Source organism: Mycobacterium cajalii, assembly GCF_045809005.2.
Taxonomy (GTDB): domain Bacteria; phylum Actinomycetota; class Actinomycetes; order Mycobacteriales; family Mycobacteriaceae; genus Mycobacterium.
The window spans coordinates 4735815-4757484 of the sequence record NZ_CM141436.1; the positions used below are offsets into that span (position 1 = coordinate 4735815).

Sequence of the window (21670 nt, forward strand, 5' to 3'; positions counted from 1 at the left end):
GGCTCGGCACCCGACCGCTCACCTACAGTTGCTGCTGTGTTCGTCACCGGCGACAGCATCGTCTACAGCGCCTCGGATCTTGCCGCCGCCGCCCGCTGCGAATACGCCCTGCTCCGAGATTTCGACGCCAAGCTCGGCCGAGGCCCCGCCGTGGCCGTCGAGGACGAGCTGCTCGCGCGGACCGCGGCCCTGGGCAGCGAGCACGAGCAACGCGAACTCGCCGGACTACGAAGCGCATTCGGGGACGCCGTCGCGGTCATCGGCCGTCCGCCCTACACGCTCGCCGGACTGGCGGCGGCCGCGCAGGCGACCCGGCGCGCGGTCGAGCGACGCGCCCCGGCGGTGTATCAGGCCGCCATGTTCGACGGCCGCTTCGTCGGCTTCGCCGACTTCCTGGTGCGCGACGGGGACCGGTACCGGGTCGTCGACACCAAGCTGGCCCGCTCCCCCAAGGTCGAGGCGCTGTTGCAGCTGGCCGCGTACGCCGACGCGCTGGCCGCCGCCGGCATCGCGGTGGCGCCAGACGCCGAACTGCACCTGGGCGATGGAACCGTGGTGCCTTATCGGCTCTGCGACCTGATCCCGGTGTACCGCTCCCAGCGCGCGCTGCTGCAGCGCCTGCTCGACGAACATCACGCCGGCGGCACCCCGGTGCGCTGGGGCGACCCGCGGGTGGCCGCCTGCTTTCGCTGCCCGTTGTGCACCGAACAGCTGCGGGCGGCCGACGACCTGCTGCTGGTCGCCGGCATGCGGATGAGTCGGCGCGACGAGCTGGTGGCGGCCGGGATCACCACGGTCGCGCAGCTGGCCGGCCACACCGGGCCGGTGCCGGGCCTGGGTGCGGCGGCGCTGGCCAAACTGACCGAGCAGGCGAAACTGCAAGTGCGCCAACGTGACACCGGCGCCCCCCAGTTCGAGGTCGTCGACCCGCAACCGCTGGCCCTGCTGCCCGAGCCCGACCCCGGCGACCTGTTCTTCGACTTCGAGGGCGACCCGCTGTGGACCGCCGACGGCCGCGAGTGGGGCCTGGAATATCTGTTCGGCGTCCTGGAGACGTCGGGCACCTTCCGCCCGCTGTGGGCGCACGACCGGGTCGACGAACGCAAGGCGCTGACCGACTTTCTGGCGCTGGTGGCCAAGCGCCGCAAACGCCACCCCAACATGCACATCTACCATTACGCGCCGTACGAGAAGACCGCGCTGCTGCGGCTGGCCGGCCGCTACGGGGTCGGCGAGGACGAGGTCGACGACCTGTTGCGCAGCGGTGCTCTGGTCGACCTGTACCCGTTGGTGCGCAAAAGCATTCGCGTTGGTGCGGAATCCTTCAGCCTCAAGGCGCTGGAGCCGCTGTACATGGGGACGCAGCTGCGCGCCGGCGAGGTCACCACGGCCACCGCGTCGATCACCTCCTACGCCCGCTACTGCGAGCTGCGGTCCGCCGCCCGTTTCGACGAGGCCGCTTCGGTGCTCAAGGAGATCGAGGACTACAACCACTACGACTGCCGGTCGACTCGCGAACTGCGCAACTGGCTGTTGTTGCGCGCCTACGAGTCCGGCGTGGTGCCGGTTGGCGCGCAGGCGGTTCCGGCAGCCGATGCCGTCGAGGACAGCGACGAGGTGGCGGTGACGCTGTCGGCCTTCGCCGGCGATCCCGCCGCCGGCGGCCGCGCGCCCGAGCAGACTGCGGTGGCGCTGGTGGCCGCGGCGCGCGGCTATCACCGGCGCGAGGACAAGCCGTTCTGGTGGGCGCACTTCGACCGCCTGAACTTCCCGGTCGACGAATGGGCCGACAGCAGCGACGTTTTCATCGCGGTGGATGCGTCCGTCAGCGTCGACTGGCATACGCCCTCGCGCGCGCGCAAACCCCGGCGAGAGGTGCGGCTGCGCGGAGAGCTGGCGCGCGGCGACCTGGCGCGGGAGGTGTTCGCGCTCTACGACCCGCCGGCACCGCCCGGCATGACCGACGACCCCGACCGGCGGGCGGCCGGGCGCGCCGAGGTCGTCGGCGCCGACGACCCGATGGTGCCCACCGAGGTGGTCATCGTCGAGCGAGCGGGACGCGACGGCAACACCTTTCACCAGTTGCCGTTCGCCCTCACGCCCGGCGCGCCCATTCCGACGACAGTGCTGCGGGAGTCGATCGAGGCGACCGCCGCCACGGTGGCGGCCGGACTGCCGCGACTGCCGCGCACCGCCATCTTCGACATCCTGCTGCGCCGCACGCCCCGCACCCGCAGCGGCGATCCGCTACTGCGTAGCGGCGACGCCGCCGCCGACATCACCGCCGCGCTGCTGGACCTGGACTCGTCGTACCTGGCGGTGCACGGGCCGCCGGGAACCGGCAAGACACACACCGCCGCCCGCGCGATCCGCCGGCTCGTCACCGACCATGTCTGGCGCGTCGGCGTGGTGGCACAGTCGCATGCGGCGGTGGAGAACTTATTGGACTGCGTGATCGACGCCGGGCTGGATGCGGGACGGGTCGCCAAGAAGCGGCACCACCGCGACGCCGCGCGCTGGCAGCAGATCGAGGGCGACCACTACCCGGCATTCATCGCCGACACGCCCGGATGCGTGATCGGCGGCACGGCATGGGATTTCGCCAATCCGAACCGGGTGCCCCCGGGCAGCCTGGACCTGCTGGTGATCGACGAGGCGGGGCAGTTCTGCCTGGCCAACACCATCGCCGTGGCACCGGCGGCCGCCGCTCTCCTGCTGCTCGGCGACCCCCGGCAACTGCCGCAGGTCAGCCAGGGCACCCATCCCGAGCCCGTCGACGCGTCGGCGCTGGAGTGGCTGGTCGACGGCGAGCGCACGTTGCCCGACGCGCGGGGCTACTTCCTGGACCGCTCCTACCGGATGCACCCCGCGGTATGCGCCGCGGTCTCCACGTTGTCCTACGAGGGCAGGCTGCACTCCCACGACGAGTTGACCGCCACGCGCCGCCTCGCCGGATGCCGCCCCGGCGTGCGCGTGCTCCCGGTCGCCCACCAGGGCAACTCGAGCGAGAGCCCGGAGGAGGCCGACGCGATCGCCGCCGAGATCACGCGGCTGATCGGTGCCTCGTGGACCGACGAGCGCGGCACCCGCCCGCTGAGCGCCGCCGACGTGCTGGTGCTGGCTCCCTACAACGCCCAGGTGGCGTTGGTGCGCGGCCGGTTGGCCGCCGCCGGGCTCGGCGACGTGCGGGTCGGAACCGTCGACAAGTTCCAGGGCGGTCAGGCGCCGGTGGTGTTCGTTTCGATGACGGCGTCGTCGGCCGATGTGGTGTCGCGCGGAATGTCGTTCCTGCTCAACAGGAACCGGCTCAACGTCGCCGTCAGCCGGGCACAGTACGCGGCGGTGATCGTCCGGTCTGCACTGCTGACCGAGTACCTGCCGGCCACGCCCGCGGGCCTGATCGACCTGGGCGCCTTTCTGGCGTTGACGGACCGCGCCTACCTGCCGGAGGAGTGCCTGCCGTAGCCGGCGGCGGCTTCGCGGCGCAGGATCACCTCGACATAGTCGTCGTCATCGTCATGGTCGGCACCGACGACGGGGCCACCCACGGGCCGGGCCGGCACGTCGGCGCCCGTGCGGGTGCGGCCGATCACCGAGGGCGCGAACCCGACCAGAAACAGCGCCGCGAGGATCCCGAACAACGCGATGAACGCGGGCAGCAGCATCGACTGCGCCATCGCGGCCGAGAACGGGTCGCGCAGGAACGCGGGCAGTCGCAGCGCCCCCGTGTGTTCCGGGCTCCCCGCGGCCGGCATCTCCGCGCCGATCCGCGATGCCATGAACGCGGCCATGGCGGCGCTGCCCAGCACGGCCCCGAGCTGGCGGATCGCGTTGTAGACGCCCGAGCCGGCGCCGGCGAGGCGCGCGGGCAGATTGCGGGTCGCCGTCGCGGTCAGCGGCGACCAGACGAACGCGTTGCCCACCCCCAGCGCCAGGAACGGCAACACCAGCCGCCACACCGGGGTGTCGGGGCCCATCTCGAACGACAGCCACGTCAGCGCGACCGCCAGCATCGAAAAGCCGAAGCCGAGCACCGGCCGCGGGTGGTAGCGGTCGACGATCCTGCCGACGAAGGGCGCCAGCACGCCGTTGGCGATGGCCATCGGGGCGATCAGCAGGGCCGAGCGGGTCGGCGACAGCCCGCACACGGTCTGCGCGTAGAACGTGACCGGCAGCATCATCCCCGTCGTCGCGAAAGCCGTGACGGCCACCCCGGCGGCGCACAGACTGAAGTCGCGGTCGGCGAAGACGACCAGCGGAACCAGCGGTTCGCGGTGGTTGACCGACTGCCAGTAGACGAACGCGCACACGCAACCGGCGCCGGCGACGATCATCGCCCAGATCCAGGGCTGCCAATGCGCGGCCTGGCCCTGCTGCAGGGCGAAGACGATCAGGAATATGCCCGCCCCCGACAACCCGACGCCGACCGGGTCGAACCGGTGCGCCTGCGTGGGCAGCGCCGGAACCAGCCACACCGCCAACGCCAGCCCGGCGACGCCGATGGGCACGTTGACGAAGAAGATCCACTCCCAGCCCAGCGCGTCGACCAGTACGCCGCCGGCCAGCGGCCCCACCAGGCTGGCCACCCCGGCGGTGGCGCCCCACACGCTGACCGCCACACCGCGCCGGTGCGCCGGGAAGATCCGGGTGATGGTCGACAGGGTCTGCGGGGTCAGCACCCCGGCCCCGACACCCTGCACGACGCGCGCGGCGACCAGCATGCCGGCGCTGCCCGCCAGCCCGCACCACATCGAGGCGACGGTGAACACCACCAGACCGATCAGGTAGAGGTTCTTGGGGCCGAACCGGTCACCGAGCCGCCCCGCCACCAGCAACACCACCGCGTAACCCAGCAGGTAGGCGCTGGTCACCCACACCACGGCGTCGTACCCGATGTGCAGGTCGGCCATGATGGTCGGGTTCGCGATCGAGACGATGGTCGAGTCGACCATGATCATGAAGAAGCCGATCATCATCGCCCACAGCGCCGACCACGGGCTTCCGGTGAGCCGGGTGTCCGACGGCAGTCGCCGGGACCGGCGGGTGGCGACGTCGCGGCCGGGCCCCGGGCGCCGGTCTCCCGGGGGCGACGGGCGTGTCGCCGTGACCATGTACCCCACCTCGTTCAGCTCTTCGACGGTGCCCCACCACCGGGACCGGCAAACGGGCCGGACCGGCACGACCCGCGCTGCATCCCGCGTGCAGAGCCATTATCCCGGTGGGGTGACGGAACCCGCAGGCACGGACCCCCTGCCGGGCGACAATGCGCGTTAGCCTGAAATGAACGCCATTCGCAGGAGAGACGATATGCGGGCCCGACGGAACAGGTCTCAACGGTCTGACGGCCGATTGTCGAACAAGTCCGGCGCGGAGCAGCGGCCGCACCCCACCGACGGTCGGCCCAAGGCATCCGCGCGGGCGTTGGCGCAGGTCATCGAGCGGAGTGCGCGGCTACAGGGCCCGGCGGCCGAGGCGTATGTCTCCCGGCTACGGCACACCCACCCGGGGATCAGCCCCGCCGGGGTCGTCGCGAAGCTGCAGCGGCGCTACGTGGCGCTGGTCACGTTCAGCGGCATGGCGGTGGGGGCGGCGGCGACCATCCCCGGCATCGGCACGCTGAGCGCGCTGTCCGCGGCCGCGGCGGAGACCGTCGCGTTCCTCGAGGCCACCGCCTTCTTCGTGCTGGCGGTGGCGGTGGCGCACGGTATCCCCGCCGAGCACCGGGAGCGGCGCCGGGCGCTGGTGCTGTCGGTGCTGGTTGGCGACAACAGCAAGCAGGCGGTCGCCCCGCTGATCGGTCCGTCGCGCACCAGCGGCGGCTGGATCGCCGAGAGCGTGGCCGCGCTGCCGCTGTCATCGATGTCGGGGCTGAACTCGCGGCTGCTCAAGTCGTGGGTGCGGCGCTACACGGTGCGGCGCAGCGCCCTGGTGTTCGGCAAGCTGCTGCCGGTGGGCATCGGCATCATCGTCGGGGCCGTCGGCAACTACCTCGCGGGTCGCAAGATCGTGCGCAACACCCACCAGGCGTTCGGCACCCCGCCCCCGCGCTGGCCACGCGCCCTGCACGTGGTGCCACCGATCTCCGAGACGGGCTGAGCGCCCGTCGGTGGCCGGTTCGGCGGGCCTACCCCGCCCGTCTGGCGAATCGGTGGGGAAAGGTTAGCCTTTATGGGGCGGAAACGGTGAGGACCAGCGCCGTGAGGCGCCTCGCCAGCCGGGACGCACAAAGTCGCAGGCGTTGTGGAATCGAGATCCCAGGGCCTGCAGGGCAAAAGGATTGAGGCGAGAAGCGGCCGTGAGCAACATATCGCCATTCGGGCAGAACGAATGGCTGGTCGAGGAGATGTACCGCAAGTTCCGCGAGGACCCCTCGTCGGTGGATCCGAGCTGGCACGAATTCCTCGTCGACTACAACCCCGAGCCCGCCGCCGGTAGGCCCGCAAGCCCCCCGAAGACCGCCGGCGAGCCGTCGGCCGTCCCCGCCCCGTCGGCAAAGCCCGCGCCGCAGGCCAATAGCACCGAGACCCCCGCGGCTCCCGCCTCGGCCGGCAACGGCGCCGCCGCGTCACCGGCCGCGCCGCCCGCCAAGCCGCCGGCCAAGGCCGCCGTCTCCTCCGCCGAGGGTGACGAGGTGCAGGTGCTGCGCGGCGCAGCTGCGGCCGTCGTCAAGAACATGTCCGCCTCGCTGGAGGTGCCGACGGCGACCAGCGTGCGAGCGGTGCCGGCCAAGCTGCTCATCGACAACCGCATCGTCATCAACAACCAGCTCAAACGCACCCGCGGCGGCAAGATCTCCTTCACCCACCTGCTGGGCTACGCGCTGGTGCAGGCGATCAAGCAGTTCCCGAATATGAACCGGCACTACGCCGAGGTGGACGGCAAGCCGAACGCGGTCACACCGGCCCACACCAACCTGGGGCTGGCGATCGACCTGCAGGGCAAGGACGGCAAGCGCTCCCTGGTAGTCGCCGGCATCAAGGGCTGCGAGGAACTGCGGTTCGCCCAGTTCGTCACCGCCTACGAGGACATCGTCCGCCGCGCCCGCGACGGCAAGCTGACCGCCGAAGACTTTGCCGGCGTGACGATCTCGCTGACCAACCCCGGCACGATCGGCACCGTGCACTCGGTGCCCCGGCTGATGGCCGGCCAGGGCGCCATCATCGGCGTCGGCGCCATGGAATACCCCGCCGAGTTCCAGGGCGCCAGCGAGGAGCGCATCGCCGAACTCGGCATCGGCAAACTGATCACCCTGACCTCGACATATGACCACCGCATCATCCAGGGCGCGGAATCGGGCGACTTCCTGCGCACGATCCACGAGATGCTGCTGTCGGACGGCTTCTGGGACGAGATCTTCCGCGAGTTGGGCAATCCGTACCTGCCGGTGCGCTGGAGCACCGACAACCCGGACTCCATCGTCGACAAGACCGCCCGCGTCATGGAGCTGATCGCGGCCTACCGCAACCGTGGCCACCTGATGGCCGACATCGACCCGTTGCGGTTGGACGGCACCAGGTTCCGCAGCCACCCCGACCTGGAGGTGCTGACCCACGGCCTGACCCTGTGGGACCTGGACCGGGTGTTCAAGGTCAACGGCTTCGCCGGGTCCGAGTGCAAGAAGCTGCGCGACGTGCTGGGCCTGCTGCGCGACGCCTACTGCCGCCACATCGGCGTGGAGTACACCCACATCCTCGAACCCGAACAGCAGGAGTGGCTCGAGCAGCGGACCGAGACCAAGCACGTCAAACCGACCGTCGCCGAACAGAAGTACATCCTGAGCAAGCTCAACGCCGCCGAGGCGTTCGAGACTTTCCTGCAAACCAAATACGTTGGGCAGAAGCGGTTCTCGCTGGAAGGCGCCGAGAGCTTCATCCCGATGATGGACGCGGCGATCGACCAGTGCGCCGAGCACGGCCTCGACGAGGTGGTCATCGGGATGCCGCACCGGGGCCGGCTCAACGTGCTGGCCAACATCGTGGGCAAGCCGTACTCGCAGATCTTCAGCGAGTTCGAGGGCAACCTCAACCCCGCGATGACGCACGGCTCCGGTGACGTCAAGTATCACCTCGGCGCCACCGGTGTGTACCTGCAGATGTTCGGCGACAACGACATTGCGGTGTCGCTGACGGCCAACCCGTCACACCTGGAGGCCGTGGACCCGGTGCTGGAGGGCCTGGTGCGAGCCAAGCAGGACCTGCTCGCCGAGGAAGGCGACGACCCCGAAGCCCGCGCCTTCTCCGTGGTCCCGCTGATGGTGCACGGCGACGCCGCGTTCGCCGGGCAGGGCATCGTGGCCGAAACGCTGAACATGGCGAACCTGCCGGGCTACCGCGTCGGCGGCACCATCCACATCATCGTCAACAACCAGATCGGCTTCACCACCTCGCCGGAGTACTCGCGCTCCAGCGAGTACTGCACCGACGTCGCCAAGATGATCGGGGCGCCGATCTTCCACGTCAACGGCGATGACCCGGAGGCCTGCGTGTGGGTGGCCAAGCTGGCCGTGGACTTCCGCCAGCAGTTCAAGAAGGACGTCGTCATCGACATGCTGTGCTACCGGCGGCGCGGCCACAACGAGGGCGACGACCCGTCGATGACCAACCCGGCCATGTACGACGTGGTCGACATCAAGCGCGGGGTGCGCAAGAGCTACACCGAGGCGCTGATCGGCCGTGGCGACATCTCGATGAAGGAGGCCGAGGACGCGCTGCGCGACTACCAGGGCCAGCTGGAACGGGTCTTCACCGAGGTGCGTGAGCTGGAGAAGCACGGCGCGCGGCCCAGCGAGTCGGTGGAGGCCGACCAGATGATCCCCGCGGGGCTGTCCACCGGGGTGGACAAAGCCCTGCTGGCCCGCATCGGCGACGCGTTCCTGGCGCTGCCCGACGGGTTCACCCCGCACCCGCGCGTACAGCCGGTGCTGGAGAAGCGCCGGGAGATGGCATACGAGGGCAAGGTCGACTGGGCCTTCGGCGAGCTGCTGGCGCTGGGTTCGCTGGTGGCCGACGGCAAGCTGGTGCGGCTGTCCGGGCAGGACACGCGGCGCGGCACGTTCTCGCAGCGGCATTCGGTGATCTTCGACCGCCAGACCGGCGAGGAATTCACCCCGCTGCAGCTGCTGGCCACCAACCCCGACGGCACCCCCACCGGCGGGAAGTTCCTGGTGTACGACTCACCGCTGTCGGAGTACGCGGCGGTGGGCTTCGAGTACGGCTACACCGTCGGCAACCCCGACGCCCTGGTGCTGTGGGAGGCGCAGTTCGGCGACTTCGTCAACGGCGCGCAGTCGATCATCGACGAGTTCATCAGCTCCGGTGAGGCCAAGTGGGGCCAGCTGTCCAACGTGGTGCTGCTGCTGCCGCATGGGCACGAAGGGCAGGGCCCCGACCACACGTCAGCTCGGGTCGAGCGATTCCTGCAGCTGTGGGCGGAGGGCTCGATGACAATCGCGATGCCCTCGACGCCATCCAACTACTTCCACCTGTTGCGCCGGCACGCCCTCGACGGGGTACGACGCCCACTGATCGTCTTCACGCCCAAGTCGATGCTGCGCAACAAGGCGGCGGTCAGCGACGTCAAAGACTTCACCGAGATCAAGTTCCGCTCGGTGCTCGAGGAACCCACCTACGAGGACGGGGTCGGCGATCGCGGCAAAGTCACCAGGATCCTGCTGACCGCCGGCAAGCTGTACTACGAGCTGGCGGCCCGCAAGGCCAAGGACAACCGCGACGACGTGGCGATCGTGCGGATCGAGCAGCTGGCCCCGCTGCCGATGCGTCGGCTCCGCGAGACGTTGGACCGCTACCCCGACGCCGACGAGTTCTTCTGGGTGCAGGAGGAACCCGCCAATCAGGGCGCGTGGCCGCGCTTCGGCCTGGAGCTGCCGGAGTTGTTGCCCGACAAGCTGACCGGGCTCAAGCGGATCTCGCGCCGGGCGATGTCGGCCCCGTCGTCGGGATCGTCGAAAGTGCACGCCGTCGAGCAGCAGGAGATCATCGACACCGCGTTCGGATAGACCGGCGCCGACTCAGCGAGCGCCGGGCCCCTCTGTCCGAACGTCGGGCCTGCTACCGGCACATCGCGCTATCGGCACATCGCGAGGAAATCCAGGCGCCACAGCGACTGGAACAGCTTGCGGCCGAAATTCTCCGGGTCACCCGCCGCGACCCGCCGCGATCCCGTCTGCGCCACCGCCTCGGCGATCTCGCGGATGGTGCGCCGCCCGTCGACGTTCTGCACGAAGGGCAGTTGTGCCGAGTTGAGCTGCATGCTCCAATCCGGCCGGTAGATCTCGTTGCCGGACAGGCCGCAGCGCATCCGCATCGCCGGGATGTAGTCGAAGGACTCGTCTGCCGAAAAGTTCACGGCGTAGGACTGTTTCGGTCGATCTACTCGACACGCCATGAAAAAGTGGCACGCGTTCAACGTTTGGATCCGCTCCATGACGGACCAGAGTTTGCGCTCGGACATGTCGTTGGCGATGCGGTGAAAATCGCTGGTGGGCATGACCGAATCGTGCAGGTAGTAGGGCGCGTTGAAAAACCATCCCTGAAATGCCAGACCTGAAAGGTCGACAAGATCGATGCACTCGTCGACGGTGTAGCTGCACTGCCGCCCGTGCAGGAAAGTATCCACCAGGGCGGCGTCGGAGGATTGCAGATCACGCGCGATCCGAAGATAGCTCTGCACGGGGTGGTCGGCCGGCAGCATTGCGATGGTGTCCTTGATGATGCGGACCGATGCGTCCTCCTGCGCCAGTCCCATGTCACGAAAAAGCGACTCCAACAGCTCCACGCCGATGCGGCCGTATTTCGCATATAACATCAAGGCCAGGGCACCGTCTGGACGAAGGCAGCCGCCGAGCGCCCGCATCCCTGTCACCGGATCCGCAAGGTGGTGCAACACGCCGGTCGACACGATGAGGTCGAATTCGAGACCCAAGCTCGAGACTTCTTCGATCGGGAGCAGCTTCGGCTCGAGGTTCCACAGGCCGTGCTTGTCCTTGAGATAGTGGACATGGTCAAGTGAGGGCTGGCTGATGTCGATGGCCACTACCCGTGCGGTGGGGTTGGAATAGGCGAAAACCGCAGCCTGATTGGTTCCGCAGCCGGCGATCAGAATGTCGAGATCCGTCTTGTACTGCCGATCCGGCCACAACACCCGGTGCGCGTGAACCGGATCGAACCACTCCCAGTTGCCATCGAGCCACACTTCGAGGTCGTTGATGGGTTGCGGGTATCGCCACCGCTCGTACTGGCGGTTGACAACGTCCGCGCGAGGATCGTCGTTCATGTCCGTCCTGGCTCCTTAAACCCGTCAATCGAGAATAGATGACTACTGTGCTCACGGTGGCGCTGTGACAAAGCTGCCTCGCACCGATGGTTCCGCACACCCGTGACCTGACCGAGCCGGTACCGGCAGTACCGGCTAGCCTCGGTGGCAGCCGACCGACAAGGAGGAGCGTGTTCATGCAAGGTTTCGCCGGAAAAGTCGCCGTGGTCACCGGCGCGGGCTCGGGTATCGGCCAGGCGCTGGCCATCGAGCTGGCCCACTCGGGCGCCAAGTTGGCGATCAGCGACGTCGATATGGACGGACTGGCCGATACCGAGCAGCAGGTCGCGGCGCTCGGGGCCGCGGCCAAATCCGACCGGCTCGACGTGACCGAGCGTGAGACGTTTCTGGCCTACGCCGACGCCGTCGCAGCGCACTTCGGCACGGTGAACCAGATCTACAACAACGCGGGCATCGCCTTCACCGGCGATATCGAGATCAGCCAGTTCAAGGACATCGAGAAGGTGATGGATGTCGACTTCTGGGGCGTCGTCAACGGCACCAAGGCGTTCCTCCCGCACCTGATCGCCTCCGGCGACGGGCACGTCGTCAACATCTCGAGCGTGTTCGGGTTGTTCGCGGTGCCGGGGCAGGCGGCGTACAACTCGGCCAAGTTCGCCGTCCGCGGCTTCACCGAGGCGCTGCGCCAGGAGATGATCCTGGCAGGTCACCCGGTGGGCGTGACCACGGTGCATCCCGGCGGAATCAAGACCGCGATCGCGCGTAACGCCACCGCCGCAGAAGGGCTCGACCGCGACGAACTGGCCAGGACATTCGACAAGCAGATGGCGAGGACCAGCCCGCAGCGCGCTGCCGAGATCATCCTCGACGCGGTGCGCAAGAACAAGGCTCGGGTGCTCGTCGGCGGCGACGCCAAGGTTCTCGACATCCTGGTGCGGCTGACCGGGTCTGGCTACCAGCGGCTGTTCAGCCCGTTGATGCGCCGGATGCTGCCCCCGACGCATTGACGGGCGCGGTCTGGAAGCCGCCCACGCCGGCCCGGCACTGCGGGACCTAACGGCCCAGCGGGTGTTCGGCCAGCCATGCGTCGGCCACGGCCTGCGGATCGGCACCACCACCCCCACCACCATCGGCCGCCACCACCAACTGGCGGCGCATCGCCGCGAGCGCCGCGGTGTCGAGCACGCCCGCCACCTCGTTGATCGCCAGCAACGCACGATCGCTCAGCGCGTTGCGGCGATACAGCGGCACGACGTTCTCGGCGCGGATCAGCGCGGGCTTGCCGTCGGCGAGTGCGACCAGGTCGGCGGGAATGCCCGGATCGGCGGTGGTGGCCCATGCCGCCGTCAGCCGCGCGTCCCGCAGCGCCGCGAACATCGTTGCGTCGTCCGGGAATTCGCGCGGGGCCGAAAGCTTGCACGAGCCGACCGACGGGGGCGTTTGCAACCCGGAGACGGCCCCCAGAACCAGACCGTCACAGTGCTTGGGCAGCATGCTCAGGTCGGCGCCGGTGTCGCTTCCGCCCCAGGCCCGCGCGGTGGTCCCGGTCACCAGCACGACGGGTTTGTCCTCGGCGGCCGTCGCATAGTCGCCCGCGGCGATGCCCTCGGGCAGGGCGGCGACCAGGGCCCGGTACACCTGCTTGTCGGAGAGCACCGGGGTGCCCGGCTGCAAGGCCTGCAGGGTCCGGCCGGTGAACGCGGGGACGACGGTGAACGCGCCGGAAGCCAACTTCGAGATCGGGTCGGCGGTGGTCTGGGCCGCCTGCGCTGCGAAACCGTAGGACCGCAGCGCCGCCACGTAGACGGCGGCCAGCAGCGTCGACTCGGAGTCGAGGCGCGACCCTACAACCACGGGAGCGGCGCGGTGGTCGTCGCTGCCGCAGCCGGCGACGACCAGCACGGCGGCGAGCAGCAGCGCCACCAGCTTGCCGATCTTCACCCCGTGCGGGCGGCGGTGTCCGCGGCGATGGCCACCGCGGTGGCCACGGCTTCCCCGACGCGCAGGTCCAAGGGGCTCGGGACGATCCGATCTACGGCCAGGTCGTCGCTGACCACGGAGAAGATCGCCTCGGCGGCGGCGACCATCATCTTCTCGGTGATCCGGTCGGCCTTGGCGTCCAGCGCTCCGCGGAACACCCCGGGGAAGGCCAGGACGTTGTTGATCTGGTTGGGGAAGTCGCTGCGCCCGGTGGCCACCACCGCCGCATGCCGGGCCGCGACGGCGGGATGGATCTCCGGGTCGGGATTGGACAGCGCGAACACAATCCCGTCGGGCGCCATCGTGGCGATCAGCTCCTCGGGGATCAGACCGCCCGACACCCCAAGGAACATGTCCGCGCCGGCGAGGGCTTCGACCATGCCGCCGGTCAGGCCGCTCGGGTTGGTGCGCTGGGCCAGACCGACCTTGGCGCTGTTCATGTCGTCGCGCCCGGTGTGCAGGATGCCGCGCGAGTCCAGCACGGTGATGTCCGACACGCCCATCGCCATGAGCAGGTTGGTGCACGCGACGCCCGCGGCTCCGGCCCCGGAGACCGCGACCCGCAGCGAGGACATGTCGCGGCCGAGCAGCTTGGTGGCGCCCATCAGCGCGGCCAGCACGACGATCGCGGTGCCGTGCTGGTCGTCGTGCATCACCGGGCAGTCCAGCGCCTCGACGAGGCGGCGCTCGATGTCGAAGCAGCGCGGCGCGGAGATGTCCTCCAGGTTGACCGCGCCGAACGTCGGACGCAGCCGCACCAGCGTCTCGACGATCTCGTCGGGATCCTTTGTGTCCAGCACCACCGGGATGGCGTTGAGCCCGCCGTAGGCACGGAACAGGGCGCACTTGCCCTCCATCACCGGCAGCGACGCCGCGGGCCCGATGTCGCCCAGGCCGAGCACCGCGCTGCCGTCGCTGACCACCGCCACCAGCCGGTTCGCCCAGGTGTAGCGGGCGGCCAGGGTGTGGTCGGTCGCGATCGCGCGGCTGACCTGCGCCACCCCCGGGGTGTAGGCGATCGACAGGGCGCGCTGGGTGTCCAGCGGGGCGTTGAGCGCCACGGAAAGCTTCCCGCCCGCGTGCGCCTCGAAGATCTCCTCGTCGTGGATGACGATCGGGGAATGCTCGCTGTTCGGCACGGCCTCAGGGTACTGATTACCGATTAGTAGACCTAATCGGCGCCTCGGTCACCGGCGTCAGATCAGGCCCAGCTCCGTGACCGCTTTGCGCTCGTCGGCCAGCTCAGCGGTCGTCTTGTCGATGCGGGCGCGGGAGAAGTCGTCGATCTCGAGGCCGGTGACGATCGACCAGTTGCCGTCCTTGGTGGTCACCGGGAACGAGGACATCAGGCCCTCCGGCACGCCGTAGGAACCGTCGGAGATGACCGACATCGAGACCCAGTCGCCCTCCGGCGAGCCCAGCAGCCAGTCGCGGGCCGCGTCGACGGTGGCCGAGGCGGCCGAGGCGGCCGAGGATGCGCCGCGGGCGTCGATGACGGCCGCGCCACGCTTGGCGACCGTCGGGATGAAGTCGTTCTCGATCCAGGCCTGGTCGTTGACGACCTGGGCCGCGTTCTTGCCGTTGATCTCGGCATGGAACACATCGGGGTACTGGGTGGCCGAGTGGTTGCCCCAGATCGTCATCTTCTTGATGTCGGTGACCGCGACGCCGGTCTTCTTGGCCAGCTGCGTCAGCGCGCGGTTGTGGTCGAGGCGGGTCAGCGCGGTGAACCGCTCGCGCGGGATGTCCGGGGCGTTGCTCATCGCGATCAGGCCGTTGGTGTTGGCCGGGTTGCCGGTGGTCAGGACGCGAATGTCGTCGGCCGCGACCGAGTTGAGGGCCTTGCCCTGCGCGGTGAAGATCGCCCCGTTGGCCTCGAGCAGGTCGCTGCGCTCCATGCCCGGGCCGCGCGGGCGGGCGCCGACCAGCAGGGCCAGGTTCGCGCCGTCGAAGATCTTGTTGGCGTCCGAACCGGTCTCGATGCCCGCCAGCAACGGGAAGGCGCAGTCGTCGAGTTCCATCACGACGCCCTCGAGCGCCTTGAGCGCGGGCTCGATCTCGAGCAGGCGCAGCTCGATCGGGCGGTCGGGACCCAGCAGCGAACCGCTGGCCAGGCGGAACAACAGGCTGTAGCCGATCTGGCCGGCGGCGCCGGTGACGGCGACCTTGAGAGGACTTGCGCTCACGTCGGTTTACTCCTTGAGGAGAAGGTCGTGCGGTTCGGGTTTCGGCTCGAAACTATCGCACCGCGCCCGGCGCCCGGCGCCCGCACCCGGATGTCGCGCTGACGGGCACGAACACGCGTAGCATGGAGCACCGCCGGTCAGACCTGCGCTGCGATCGGAGGTGGATGTGTTCCAGGGATTCGACGCATTACCCGAAGCTTTGCGGCCGATCGCCAAGCCGCAGCCCCGCGTCTACCAGCATCACGTCCACCCCGAACCGGGACACGGCGCACCCCTGGTGGACTGCGGCGTCTACGTCGACGGCCATCGGCTGCCCGGCAGATACGGCTACGCCGACGCACTGCACAAGGTGCGCGAGATCGAACTGATCGGCCAGGAGGCGTTCGTCTGGATCGGGTTGCACGAGCCCGATGTCGAGCACATGCAGGAGGTGGCCGACGTGTTCGGGCTGCACCCGCTGGCGGTCGAGGACGCCGTGCACGCCCACCAGCGGCCCAAGCTGGAGCGCTACGACGAGACGCTGTTCCTCGTGCTGAAGACGGTGAACTACGTCGAGCACGAATCGGTCGTGCTGGCCCGGCAGATCGTGGAAACCGGCGAGATCATGATCTTCGTCGGCACGGGGTTCGTCGTCACGGTGCGCCATGGCGAGCACAGCGGGCTGGCCGATGTGCGCAAGCGGATGGACACCGACCCCGAGCATCTGCGGCTGGGGCCCTACGCGGTGATGCACGCCATCGCCGACTACGTGGTGGACCACTACCTCGGCGTGACGCGCCTGATGGAGGTCGACATCGACGCCATCGAGGAGGTGGCGTTCTCGCCGGGCCGCACCCTGGACGTGGAGCCGATCTATCTGCTCAAGCGCGAGGTCGTCGAGCTGCGCCGGTGCGTGAGCCCGCTGTCCACCGCGTTCTCGCGGATGCAGACCGAGAACAAGGACCTGATCTCCAAGGAGGTGCGGCGCTACCTGCGCGACGTCGCCGACCACCAGACGGAGGCCGCGGACCAGATCAGCGCCTACGACGACATGCTCAACTCGCTGGTGCAGGCCGCACTGGCCCGCGTGGGCATGCAGCAGAACAGCGACATGCGCAAGATCTCGGCCATTGCGGGCATCCTCGCGGTGCCCACGATGGTCGCCGGGATCTACGGGATGAACTTCGCCGACATGCCCGAGTTGCACGCGGAGTGGGGCTACCCCGCGGTGCTGAGCGGGATGTTCCTCGTGTGCTTCTTGTTGTACCGTGCCTTCCGCAAGCGGGGTTGGCTCTAGCGCGGCGGACTCACTTCGGCTGCGCGGCGGCGCGATTTGGATTCCGCACGTCGACGCCGTCGGTGTGCCACGCCCGCCGCATGGCCTCCGCGCCCTTCAGACGCACCCAGGCGGCCTCGGTCGCGGTGATGGGGGTCGCCGACAGGAAGACCACCGGATCGCAGGGCGGGTCCAGCTCGAGATCCGCGATCTCACTGCGGCCCAACAGGATCGCGGTGAACGGTGCGCTCACCGAATCCCGCGCCCACAGCGGCGCGCCCAGATCGATCAGCGCGTCGGGCACGAGCACCACCCCCTCGACGGCCGGGGTGGCCGCCAGAATCGCCAGGCTGCGGGGGATGCCGGTGGCCGGACCCGGATCGCGCAGGCACAGCGCGACTTCGGCGCGCGGGCCGCGCACCTGCTCGGTGACGGCCTCGGCTGGGTCACCCATCGGTCGCCGCGAGCAACCCAGCGTCACGTAGTGCACCAATTCGCCGGCCCCGCGCCGAAATCGCAGCACCTCCACGGGTTCGGCGCCCAGAAACGTCACCCGCGCCACGGCGGGCTCGGCACCGGCGAAGTGGGCACTCAGGTGCGCGCGCACCCGGTCCAGGATCTCTGTCACTGCCCACCGGCGGGAGCGACGGTGAGGTTGGCCCCGGAGTCGGCGTCGAAGACGGCGAGTTTGGCGGTGTCGAACGCCAACTCGACCGACTGCCCGATACGGGCCTTGGACTCTGCGGGAACCCTTGCCACGAACTGGTTCTCATGCCAATCCGCGTCCTCGGCCAACTCGTCCAACTGCAGGGAGTGCACCGCGCAACCCGCCGCGGTGAAGTACACGTACTTGTCGGCGCCCAGCGACTCGACCAGATCGACCTTCACCTCGAAGGTCAGCGCCCTGATGCGCTGGTAGCCGTCGATCAAGGCGGCGTCGGTGAGGTGCTCGGGCCGCACTCCGACGATGACGTTGTCCGGCTTCGGATGCTGCGCGATCGCCTGCTGGACCTCCGAGTCGAGCATCACCTCACCGAAGGGCAGCGTCAGCCCGAACGGCGTCAGCTTCGCGGGGAAGAAATTCATCGCCGGAGAGCCGATGAAACCCGCGACGAACAGGTTGGCGGGGCGCTCGTAGAGCTCGTCGGGCGTACCGATCTGCTGCGCGACGCCGCCGTGCATCACCACCACCCGGTCACCTAGGGTCATGGCCTCGGTCTGGTCGTGGGTGACGTAGACGGTCGTGGTGCCCAGCCTCTTCTGCAGCCGCGCGATCTCACCGCGCATCTGCACCCGCAGTTTGGCATCGAGGTTGGACAGCGGCTCGTCCATCAAAAATGCCTTGGGATGACGCACGATCGCCCGGCCCATCGCGACCCGCTGCCGCTGGCCCCCCGACAGTTGGGCGGGCTTGCGGTCCAAAAACTCGATCAGATCAAGGGTTTTGGCCGTTTCCTCGACCTTTTGGGCGATCTCGGCCTTCTTCATCTTCGCCAGGGTCAACGGAAATGCGATGTTCTGGCGCACGGTCATGTGCGGGTACAGCGCGTACGACTGGAACACCATGGCGATGTCGCGGTCCCTGGGCGCCCTCTCGTTCATCCGTTGACCGCCGATCCGCAGCTCACCCGAGGAGATGTCTTCGAGCCCGGCAATCATATTCAGCGTCGTGGTCTTGCCGCAGCCAGAAGGGCCGACCAGGATCAGGAATTCGCCGTCGGCGATCGTGATGCTCAGGTCCCGCACCGCCGTCGCGCCGTCCGGGTAGCTCTTGCTGACGTGCTCGAGCACGATCTCGGCCATCGAGTCATCCCTTCACGGCGCCAGAGGTCAAACCGGCGACAATTCGCCTCTGGAAGATTAAAACAAAGACGACGACGGGGACGGTGATCACGATGGCGCCGGCCGCGATCGAGCCGGTTGGCTCCTCGAATTGCGAACTGCCCGAGAAGTTCACGATCGCCACGGGCGCGGTGATCGCGGCCTTGGTCGCGGTCAGCGACAGCGCCAGCAGCAGGTCGTTCCAGGCGAAGATGAACACCAGGATCGCTGCGGTCACCACCCCGGGCGCCGCCAGCGGCACGATCACCTTCCGGAACGCCTGCGCCGGCGTCGCGCCGTCCATCTTGGCGGCCTTCTCCAGGTCCCATGGGATTTCCCGGAAGAACGCCGACAGGGCGTAGATGGCAAGCGGCAACGCGAACGTGGTGTACGGCAGGATCAACCCCGGCCAGGTGTCGAACAGTCCGGTGAAGCGCTCGATGTCGAACAACGGGGTGACCAGCGAGATCGCCGGGAACATCGTGATCAGCAGGGTGGCGCCGACGAGCAGGCGCTTGCCCGGAAAGTCCAGCCGGGCAATCGCGTAGGCCGCCATCGCGCCCAACACCACCGCGATCAGTGTGGTGATCAGCCCGACGCCGACGGAATTGACCAGCGCCGAGGAGAAGAAGTCGCCCCGGAAGATGCCGCGGTAGTTGTCCAGGGTCGGCGATGACGGAATCAGCTTGCCGTCCTTGACCGTTGACGTCGGCTTGAGCGACAGGCTCAAGATCCACAGAACGGGAAGGAGGGCGTACACCACCACCACGGTGTCGATGACGGCCCAGGCCGCGGTGCGCCGCCGGTCCCCGGGTTCAGCGGGCATGGACGTCACCACCGGGTGCCGCGACGCCGAACACCTTGATGAAGATCAGCGCGATGACGCCCACGCAGCAGAAGATCAGCACGCTGATCGCCGATCCCAGCCCGACGTTGAAACCCTTGAACAGGTTGTCGTAGCCCAGGATCGACACGGATTCGGTGCCGTTGGCGCCCTCGGTCAGCACGTAGATGTTGTCGAAGATGCGGAAGGCGTCCAGCGTCCGGAACAACAGGGCGACCACCACGGCGGGCTTGATGATCGGCAGGATGACGCGGGTCAGCCGCCGCCAGGCGCCCGCCCCGTCGACCTGCGCGGCCTTCAGCAGGTCCTCGGGGACCAGCGCCAACCCGGCCAGCAGCAGCAGCGACATGAACGGCGTGGTCTTCCACACCTCGGCGAGCACGACGATGCCCAGCGACGGGATCTGCTCGGTCAGCGGAGCCGCGTCGTGCGGCAGCAGGCCGGCCAGATAGCCGGTGCCCGGCGTCCAGGCGTAGTACCAGCTGTAGGAGGCGGCGACGGTGACGATCCCGTAGGGGATGAGCACCGCGGTGCGCACCAGGCCCCGGCCGACGAGGGTGCGGTGCATCACCAGCGCCAGCGTCAGGCCCAGCACGAACTCGATCGACACCGAAACCACCGTGATCGCCAGCGTCACCGTCAACGCGGTCCACCAGTACCGGTCGGTCAGGATGGTCTGGTAGTTGCCCAGGCCGACGAACGCGGTGTCCCCCGGCGTGGCCAGGCTGTTGCGTTGCAGGCTCAGCCATACCGCGTAGCAGATCGGATAGGCCGTCACGGCCAGCATCAGGATCGCCGCCGGCGCCACCAGCGCGAAGGCCAGCCGCCGCTCGTCGCGGCGGGTCATATGCCGGCGCGTCATGGCAGCAGCCCCTCCCCGTTGACGGCCTTTCGTACCTGCCGGGTGAGTTCGTCGGCCGTGCGCTCCGGGTCGATGTCGGTGATCGGGCTCAGCGTCGCCGCGAGCCGGATCGCCACCGCCTGGTAGTCCGGCGTCGCCGGCCGCACCGCGGCGTCGGTGAGCTGCTGGCGGATGATGGCGTACATCGGGTACTTGGCCTGGAACTGCGGATCGGAGTACAGCGAGATGCGCACCGGGGGCAGGCCCCCTTCGATCGAGACGTACTTCTGGCTCTGCATGCTGCGCAGGCATCGCACGGCCTCGAAGGCCTCGGTGCGGTGGCGGGTGGTGCTGGCCACCGCCAGGTTCGCGCCCCCGATCGTCACCCTGGCCGGCCGGCCGGGCGCCACACCGGGGTACGGCGCGAACCCGAAGACCTTCGTGCTGGCGTCGTAGGCGATGCGGAATTGCTCGTCGTCGGGGACGAAGGCGCCGAACTGGTTGATGGCGCCGGCCAACGCGGGGTCCTCGTTGAGCGGCAGGAAGCTCACCCCGCCCTTCACCGCGTTCTCCAGCATGGAAGCCAGCACATAGGGCCAGTTGACCTCCAGTGCGGCCCTGCCCTGTTCGAGCGCCAGCCGGGCGGTGCCCTCGTCGCTGCGGGTGATCGACGGGTCGGCTCCCGGGGCGGTGGCCACCGACTTGAGGATGCGCAGAGCGTTGACCGTGGCGGCCCGGTGCGCGGGCGTGTCGGTCAGGGTGACGTGGTGGCCGTCCTCGGAAAGCACCCGCCCGCCGCCGCTGACCAGCAGCGTGTTGAACCACACCACCAGACCCTCGTTCTGGTTGGCCTGCACGGCGATCCAGCTGGGCCGGCCCGCGGCCCGCAACGCGGCGGCCTCGGCAACCATCTCGTTCCAGTCGTGGGGCGGTTGCTTCACCAGATCCGCTCGGTACCAGAGCAGTTCGGTGTTGGTGACGACGGGCGCGGCGTAGAGCCGGCCCTTCCAGCGGGCGGTCTCGAGCGGGCCCGGCAGGGTGTCGGCGGTGGCGTCGGATTCGGTCAGGCCGGCCGGGTCGTCGGACAACGGCAGCGCCCAGCCCGCCTCGGCGAACTCCGCGGTCCACACCACGTCCATCGCCATCACGTCCAGGGTGCGGTCGTGCCCGGTCAGCCGTCGGGCCAGCTGCAGGCGCTGCTCGCCGGGGGCCCTGGGCAGGCTGATCTGCCGGATGGCGAACCTGCCGCCGGCCTGCTGGGTGCAGTCGTGGGCGACCGCGGTGAACGTCGCCCCGTCTCCGGCCGGCGTGTACAGGCTGATCACCAGCCCGTGCGCGCCGGAACCGCAGGCCGACCCGGCGGCTGCGGCGCTCGCCGTCGCGAGCAGGAGCGCACCCAGTCGGCGGACGCTACCGTGGCGCCGGCGGCGACTCACCCTCATCGGCTCTCG

The 21670-nt window shown here is 69.1% G+C and carries 15 protein-coding genes; 5 read left to right on the forward strand and 10 right to left on the reverse strand.

The window, feature by feature from the left end; translation table 11 throughout:
* The first annotated feature begins 36 nt into the window (after positions 1 to 36).
* Positions 37 to 3465 carry a TM0106 family RecB-like putative nuclease gene (locus ACJ512_RS22440; protein WP_407686183.1) on the forward strand — a complete coding sequence of 1143 codons (3429 nt, stop codon included), beginning with the start codon at positions 37 to 39 and terminating at the stop codon, positions 3463 to 3465.
* Here the strand turns inward: ACJ512_RS22440 and ACJ512_RS22445 are convergent.
* Positions 3438 to 5111 carry a DHA2 family efflux MFS transporter permease subunit gene (locus tag ACJ512_RS22445; RefSeq protein ID WP_407686184.1) on the reverse strand — a complete coding sequence of 558 codons (1674 nt, stop codon included), beginning with the start codon at positions 5109 to 5111 and terminating at the stop codon, positions 3438 to 3440. The genes ACJ512_RS22440 and ACJ512_RS22445 overlap by 28 nt on opposite strands.
* Positions 5112 to 5307: 196 nt before the next feature.
* Between ACJ512_RS22445 and ACJ512_RS22450 the strand changes: the two genes are divergently transcribed.
* Both ACJ512_RS22450 and ACJ512_RS22455 read left to right on the forward strand, forming a co-directional pair.
* The gene (locus ACJ512_RS22450; protein WP_407686185.1) at positions 5308 to 6096 is read left to right on the forward strand and encodes a hypothetical protein; all 789 of its coding nucleotides are present in this window, start codon (positions 5308 to 5310) and stop codon (positions 6094 to 6096) included.
* 199 nt (positions 6097 to 6295) lie between these two features.
* Entirely contained in the window at positions 6296 to 10015 is a 3720-nt protein-coding gene (locus ACJ512_RS22455; RefSeq protein WP_407686186.1) for a multifunctional oxoglutarate decarboxylase/oxoglutarate dehydrogenase thiamine pyrophosphate-binding subunit/dihydrolipoyllysine-residue succinyltransferase subunit, read from the forward strand.
* A gap of 68 nt (positions 10016 to 10083) precedes the next feature.
* Here the strand turns inward: ACJ512_RS22455 and ACJ512_RS22460 are convergent, their stop codons facing one another.
* Positions 10084 to 11292 carry a class I SAM-dependent methyltransferase gene (locus ACJ512_RS22460; RefSeq protein ID WP_407686187.1) on the reverse strand — a complete coding sequence of 403 codons (1209 nt, stop codon included), beginning with the start codon at positions 11290 to 11292 and terminating at the stop codon, positions 10084 to 10086.
* A 176-nt stretch (positions 11293 to 11468) separates the two neighbouring features.
* Here ACJ512_RS22460 and ACJ512_RS22465 point away from each other — a divergent pair, with 176 nt between their 5' ends.
* Positions 11469 to 12299, forward strand: a complete 831-nt coding sequence (locus ACJ512_RS22465; RefSeq protein ID WP_407686188.1) for an SDR family NAD(P)-dependent oxidoreductase — start codon at positions 11469 to 11471, stop codon at positions 12297 to 12299.
* A 46-nt stretch (positions 12300 to 12345) separates the two neighbouring features.
* Here the strand turns inward: ACJ512_RS22465 and ACJ512_RS22470 are convergent, their stop codons facing one another.
* The 3 genes from ACJ512_RS22470 to ACJ512_RS22480 are packed head-to-tail and all read right to left on the reverse strand — an operon-like array spanning position 12346 to position 15458.
* A complete protein-coding gene (locus ACJ512_RS22470; RefSeq protein WP_407686189.1) occupies positions 12346 to 13233 on the reverse strand; it encodes a glycine betaine ABC transporter substrate-binding protein in 888 nt (295 codons plus the stop codon).
* Positions 13230 to 14411 carry an NAD(P)-dependent malic enzyme gene (locus ACJ512_RS22475; protein ID WP_407686190.1) on the reverse strand — a complete coding sequence of 394 codons (1182 nt, stop codon included), beginning with the start codon at positions 14409 to 14411 and terminating at the stop codon, positions 13230 to 13232. Before ACJ512_RS22475 ends, ACJ512_RS22470 begins: the two co-directional genes overlap by 4 nt.
* 57 nt (positions 14412 to 14468) lie before the next feature.
* On the reverse strand, positions 14469 to 15458 hold the full coding sequence (locus tag ACJ512_RS22480) for a malate dehydrogenase (protein WP_407686191.1): 990 nt from the start codon (positions 15456 to 15458) through the stop codon (positions 14469 to 14471).
* Positions 15459 to 15624: 166 nt separating this feature from the next.
* Here ACJ512_RS22480 and corA point away from each other — a divergent pair, with 166 nt between their 5' ends.
* On the forward strand, positions 15625 to 16734 hold the full coding sequence (gene corA / locus ACJ512_RS22485; RefSeq protein ID WP_407686192.1) for a magnesium/cobalt transporter CorA: 1110 nt from the start codon (positions 15625 to 15627) through the stop codon (positions 16732 to 16734).
* Positions 16735 to 16744: 10 nt separating this feature from the next.
* Here the strand turns inward: corA and ACJ512_RS22490 are convergent, their stop codons facing one another.
* Genes ACJ512_RS22490 through ACJ512_RS22510 form a run of 5 tightly spaced genes read right to left on the reverse strand, consistent with a single transcriptional unit; the run spans position 16745 to position 21661 of the window.
* Positions 16745 to 17341, reverse strand: coding sequence for a suppressor of fused domain protein (locus tag ACJ512_RS22490; RefSeq protein WP_407686193.1), 597 nt, complete (start codon positions 17339 to 17341; stop codon positions 16745 to 16747).
* Positions 17338 to 18516, reverse strand: coding sequence for an ABC transporter ATP-binding protein (locus ACJ512_RS22495; RefSeq protein WP_407686194.1), 1179 nt, complete (start codon positions 18514 to 18516; stop codon positions 17338 to 17340). The genes ACJ512_RS22490 and ACJ512_RS22495 overlap by 4 nt, the downstream gene beginning before the upstream one ends.
* A 4-nt stretch (positions 18517 to 18520) precedes the next feature.
* Positions 18521 to 19360 carry a carbohydrate ABC transporter permease gene (locus ACJ512_RS22500; protein WP_407686195.1) on the reverse strand — a complete coding sequence of 280 codons (840 nt, stop codon included), beginning with the start codon at positions 19358 to 19360 and terminating at the stop codon, positions 18521 to 18523.
* Positions 19350 to 20240, reverse strand: a complete 891-nt coding sequence (locus ACJ512_RS22505) for a carbohydrate ABC transporter permease (protein WP_407686196.1) — start codon at positions 20238 to 20240, stop codon at positions 19350 to 19352. The genes ACJ512_RS22500 and ACJ512_RS22505 overlap by 11 nt, the downstream gene beginning before the upstream one ends.
* The gene (locus ACJ512_RS22510; RefSeq protein WP_407686197.1) at positions 20237 to 21661 is read right to left on the reverse strand and encodes an extracellular solute-binding protein; all 1425 of its coding nucleotides are present in this window, start codon (positions 21659 to 21661) and stop codon (positions 20237 to 20239) included. Before ACJ512_RS22510 ends, ACJ512_RS22505 begins: the two co-directional genes overlap by 4 nt.
* Positions 21662 to 21670 lie beyond the last annotated feature (9 nt).

Bases quoted from the DNA above. Each gene is read 5' to 3' on its own strand.
- ACJ512_RS22495 (WP_407686194.1), bottom strand. From the start codon at position 18,516: ATGGCCGAGATCGTGCTCGAGCACGTCAGCAAGAGCTACCCGGACGGC.
- ACJ512_RS22510 (WP_407686197.1), bottom strand. From the start codon at position 21,661: ATGAGGGTGAGTCGCCGCCGGCGCCACGGTAGCGTCCGCCGACTGGGT.
- ACJ512_RS22450 (WP_407686185.1), top strand. From the start codon at position 5,308: ATGCGGGCCCGACGGAACAGGTCTCAACGGTCTGACGGCCGATTGTCG.
- ACJ512_RS22505 (WP_407686196.1), bottom strand. From the start codon at position 20,240: ATGACGCGCCGGCATATGACCCGCCGCGACGAGCGGCGGCTGGCCTTC.
- ACJ512_RS22465 (WP_407686188.1), top strand. From the start codon at position 11,469: ATGCAAGGTTTCGCCGGAAAAGTCGCCGTGGTCACCGGCGCGGGCTCG.
- ACJ512_RS22500 (WP_407686195.1), bottom strand. From the start codon at position 19,360: ATGCCCGCTGAACCCGGGGACCGGCGGCGCACCGCGGCCTGGGCCGTC.
- ACJ512_RS22445 (WP_407686184.1), bottom strand. From the start codon at position 5,111: ATGGTCACGGCGACACGCCCGTCGCCCCCGGGAGACCGGCGCCCGGGG.
- ACJ512_RS22460 (WP_407686187.1), bottom strand. From the start codon at position 11,292: ATGAACGACGATCCTCGCGCGGACGTTGTCAACCGCCAGTACGAGCGG.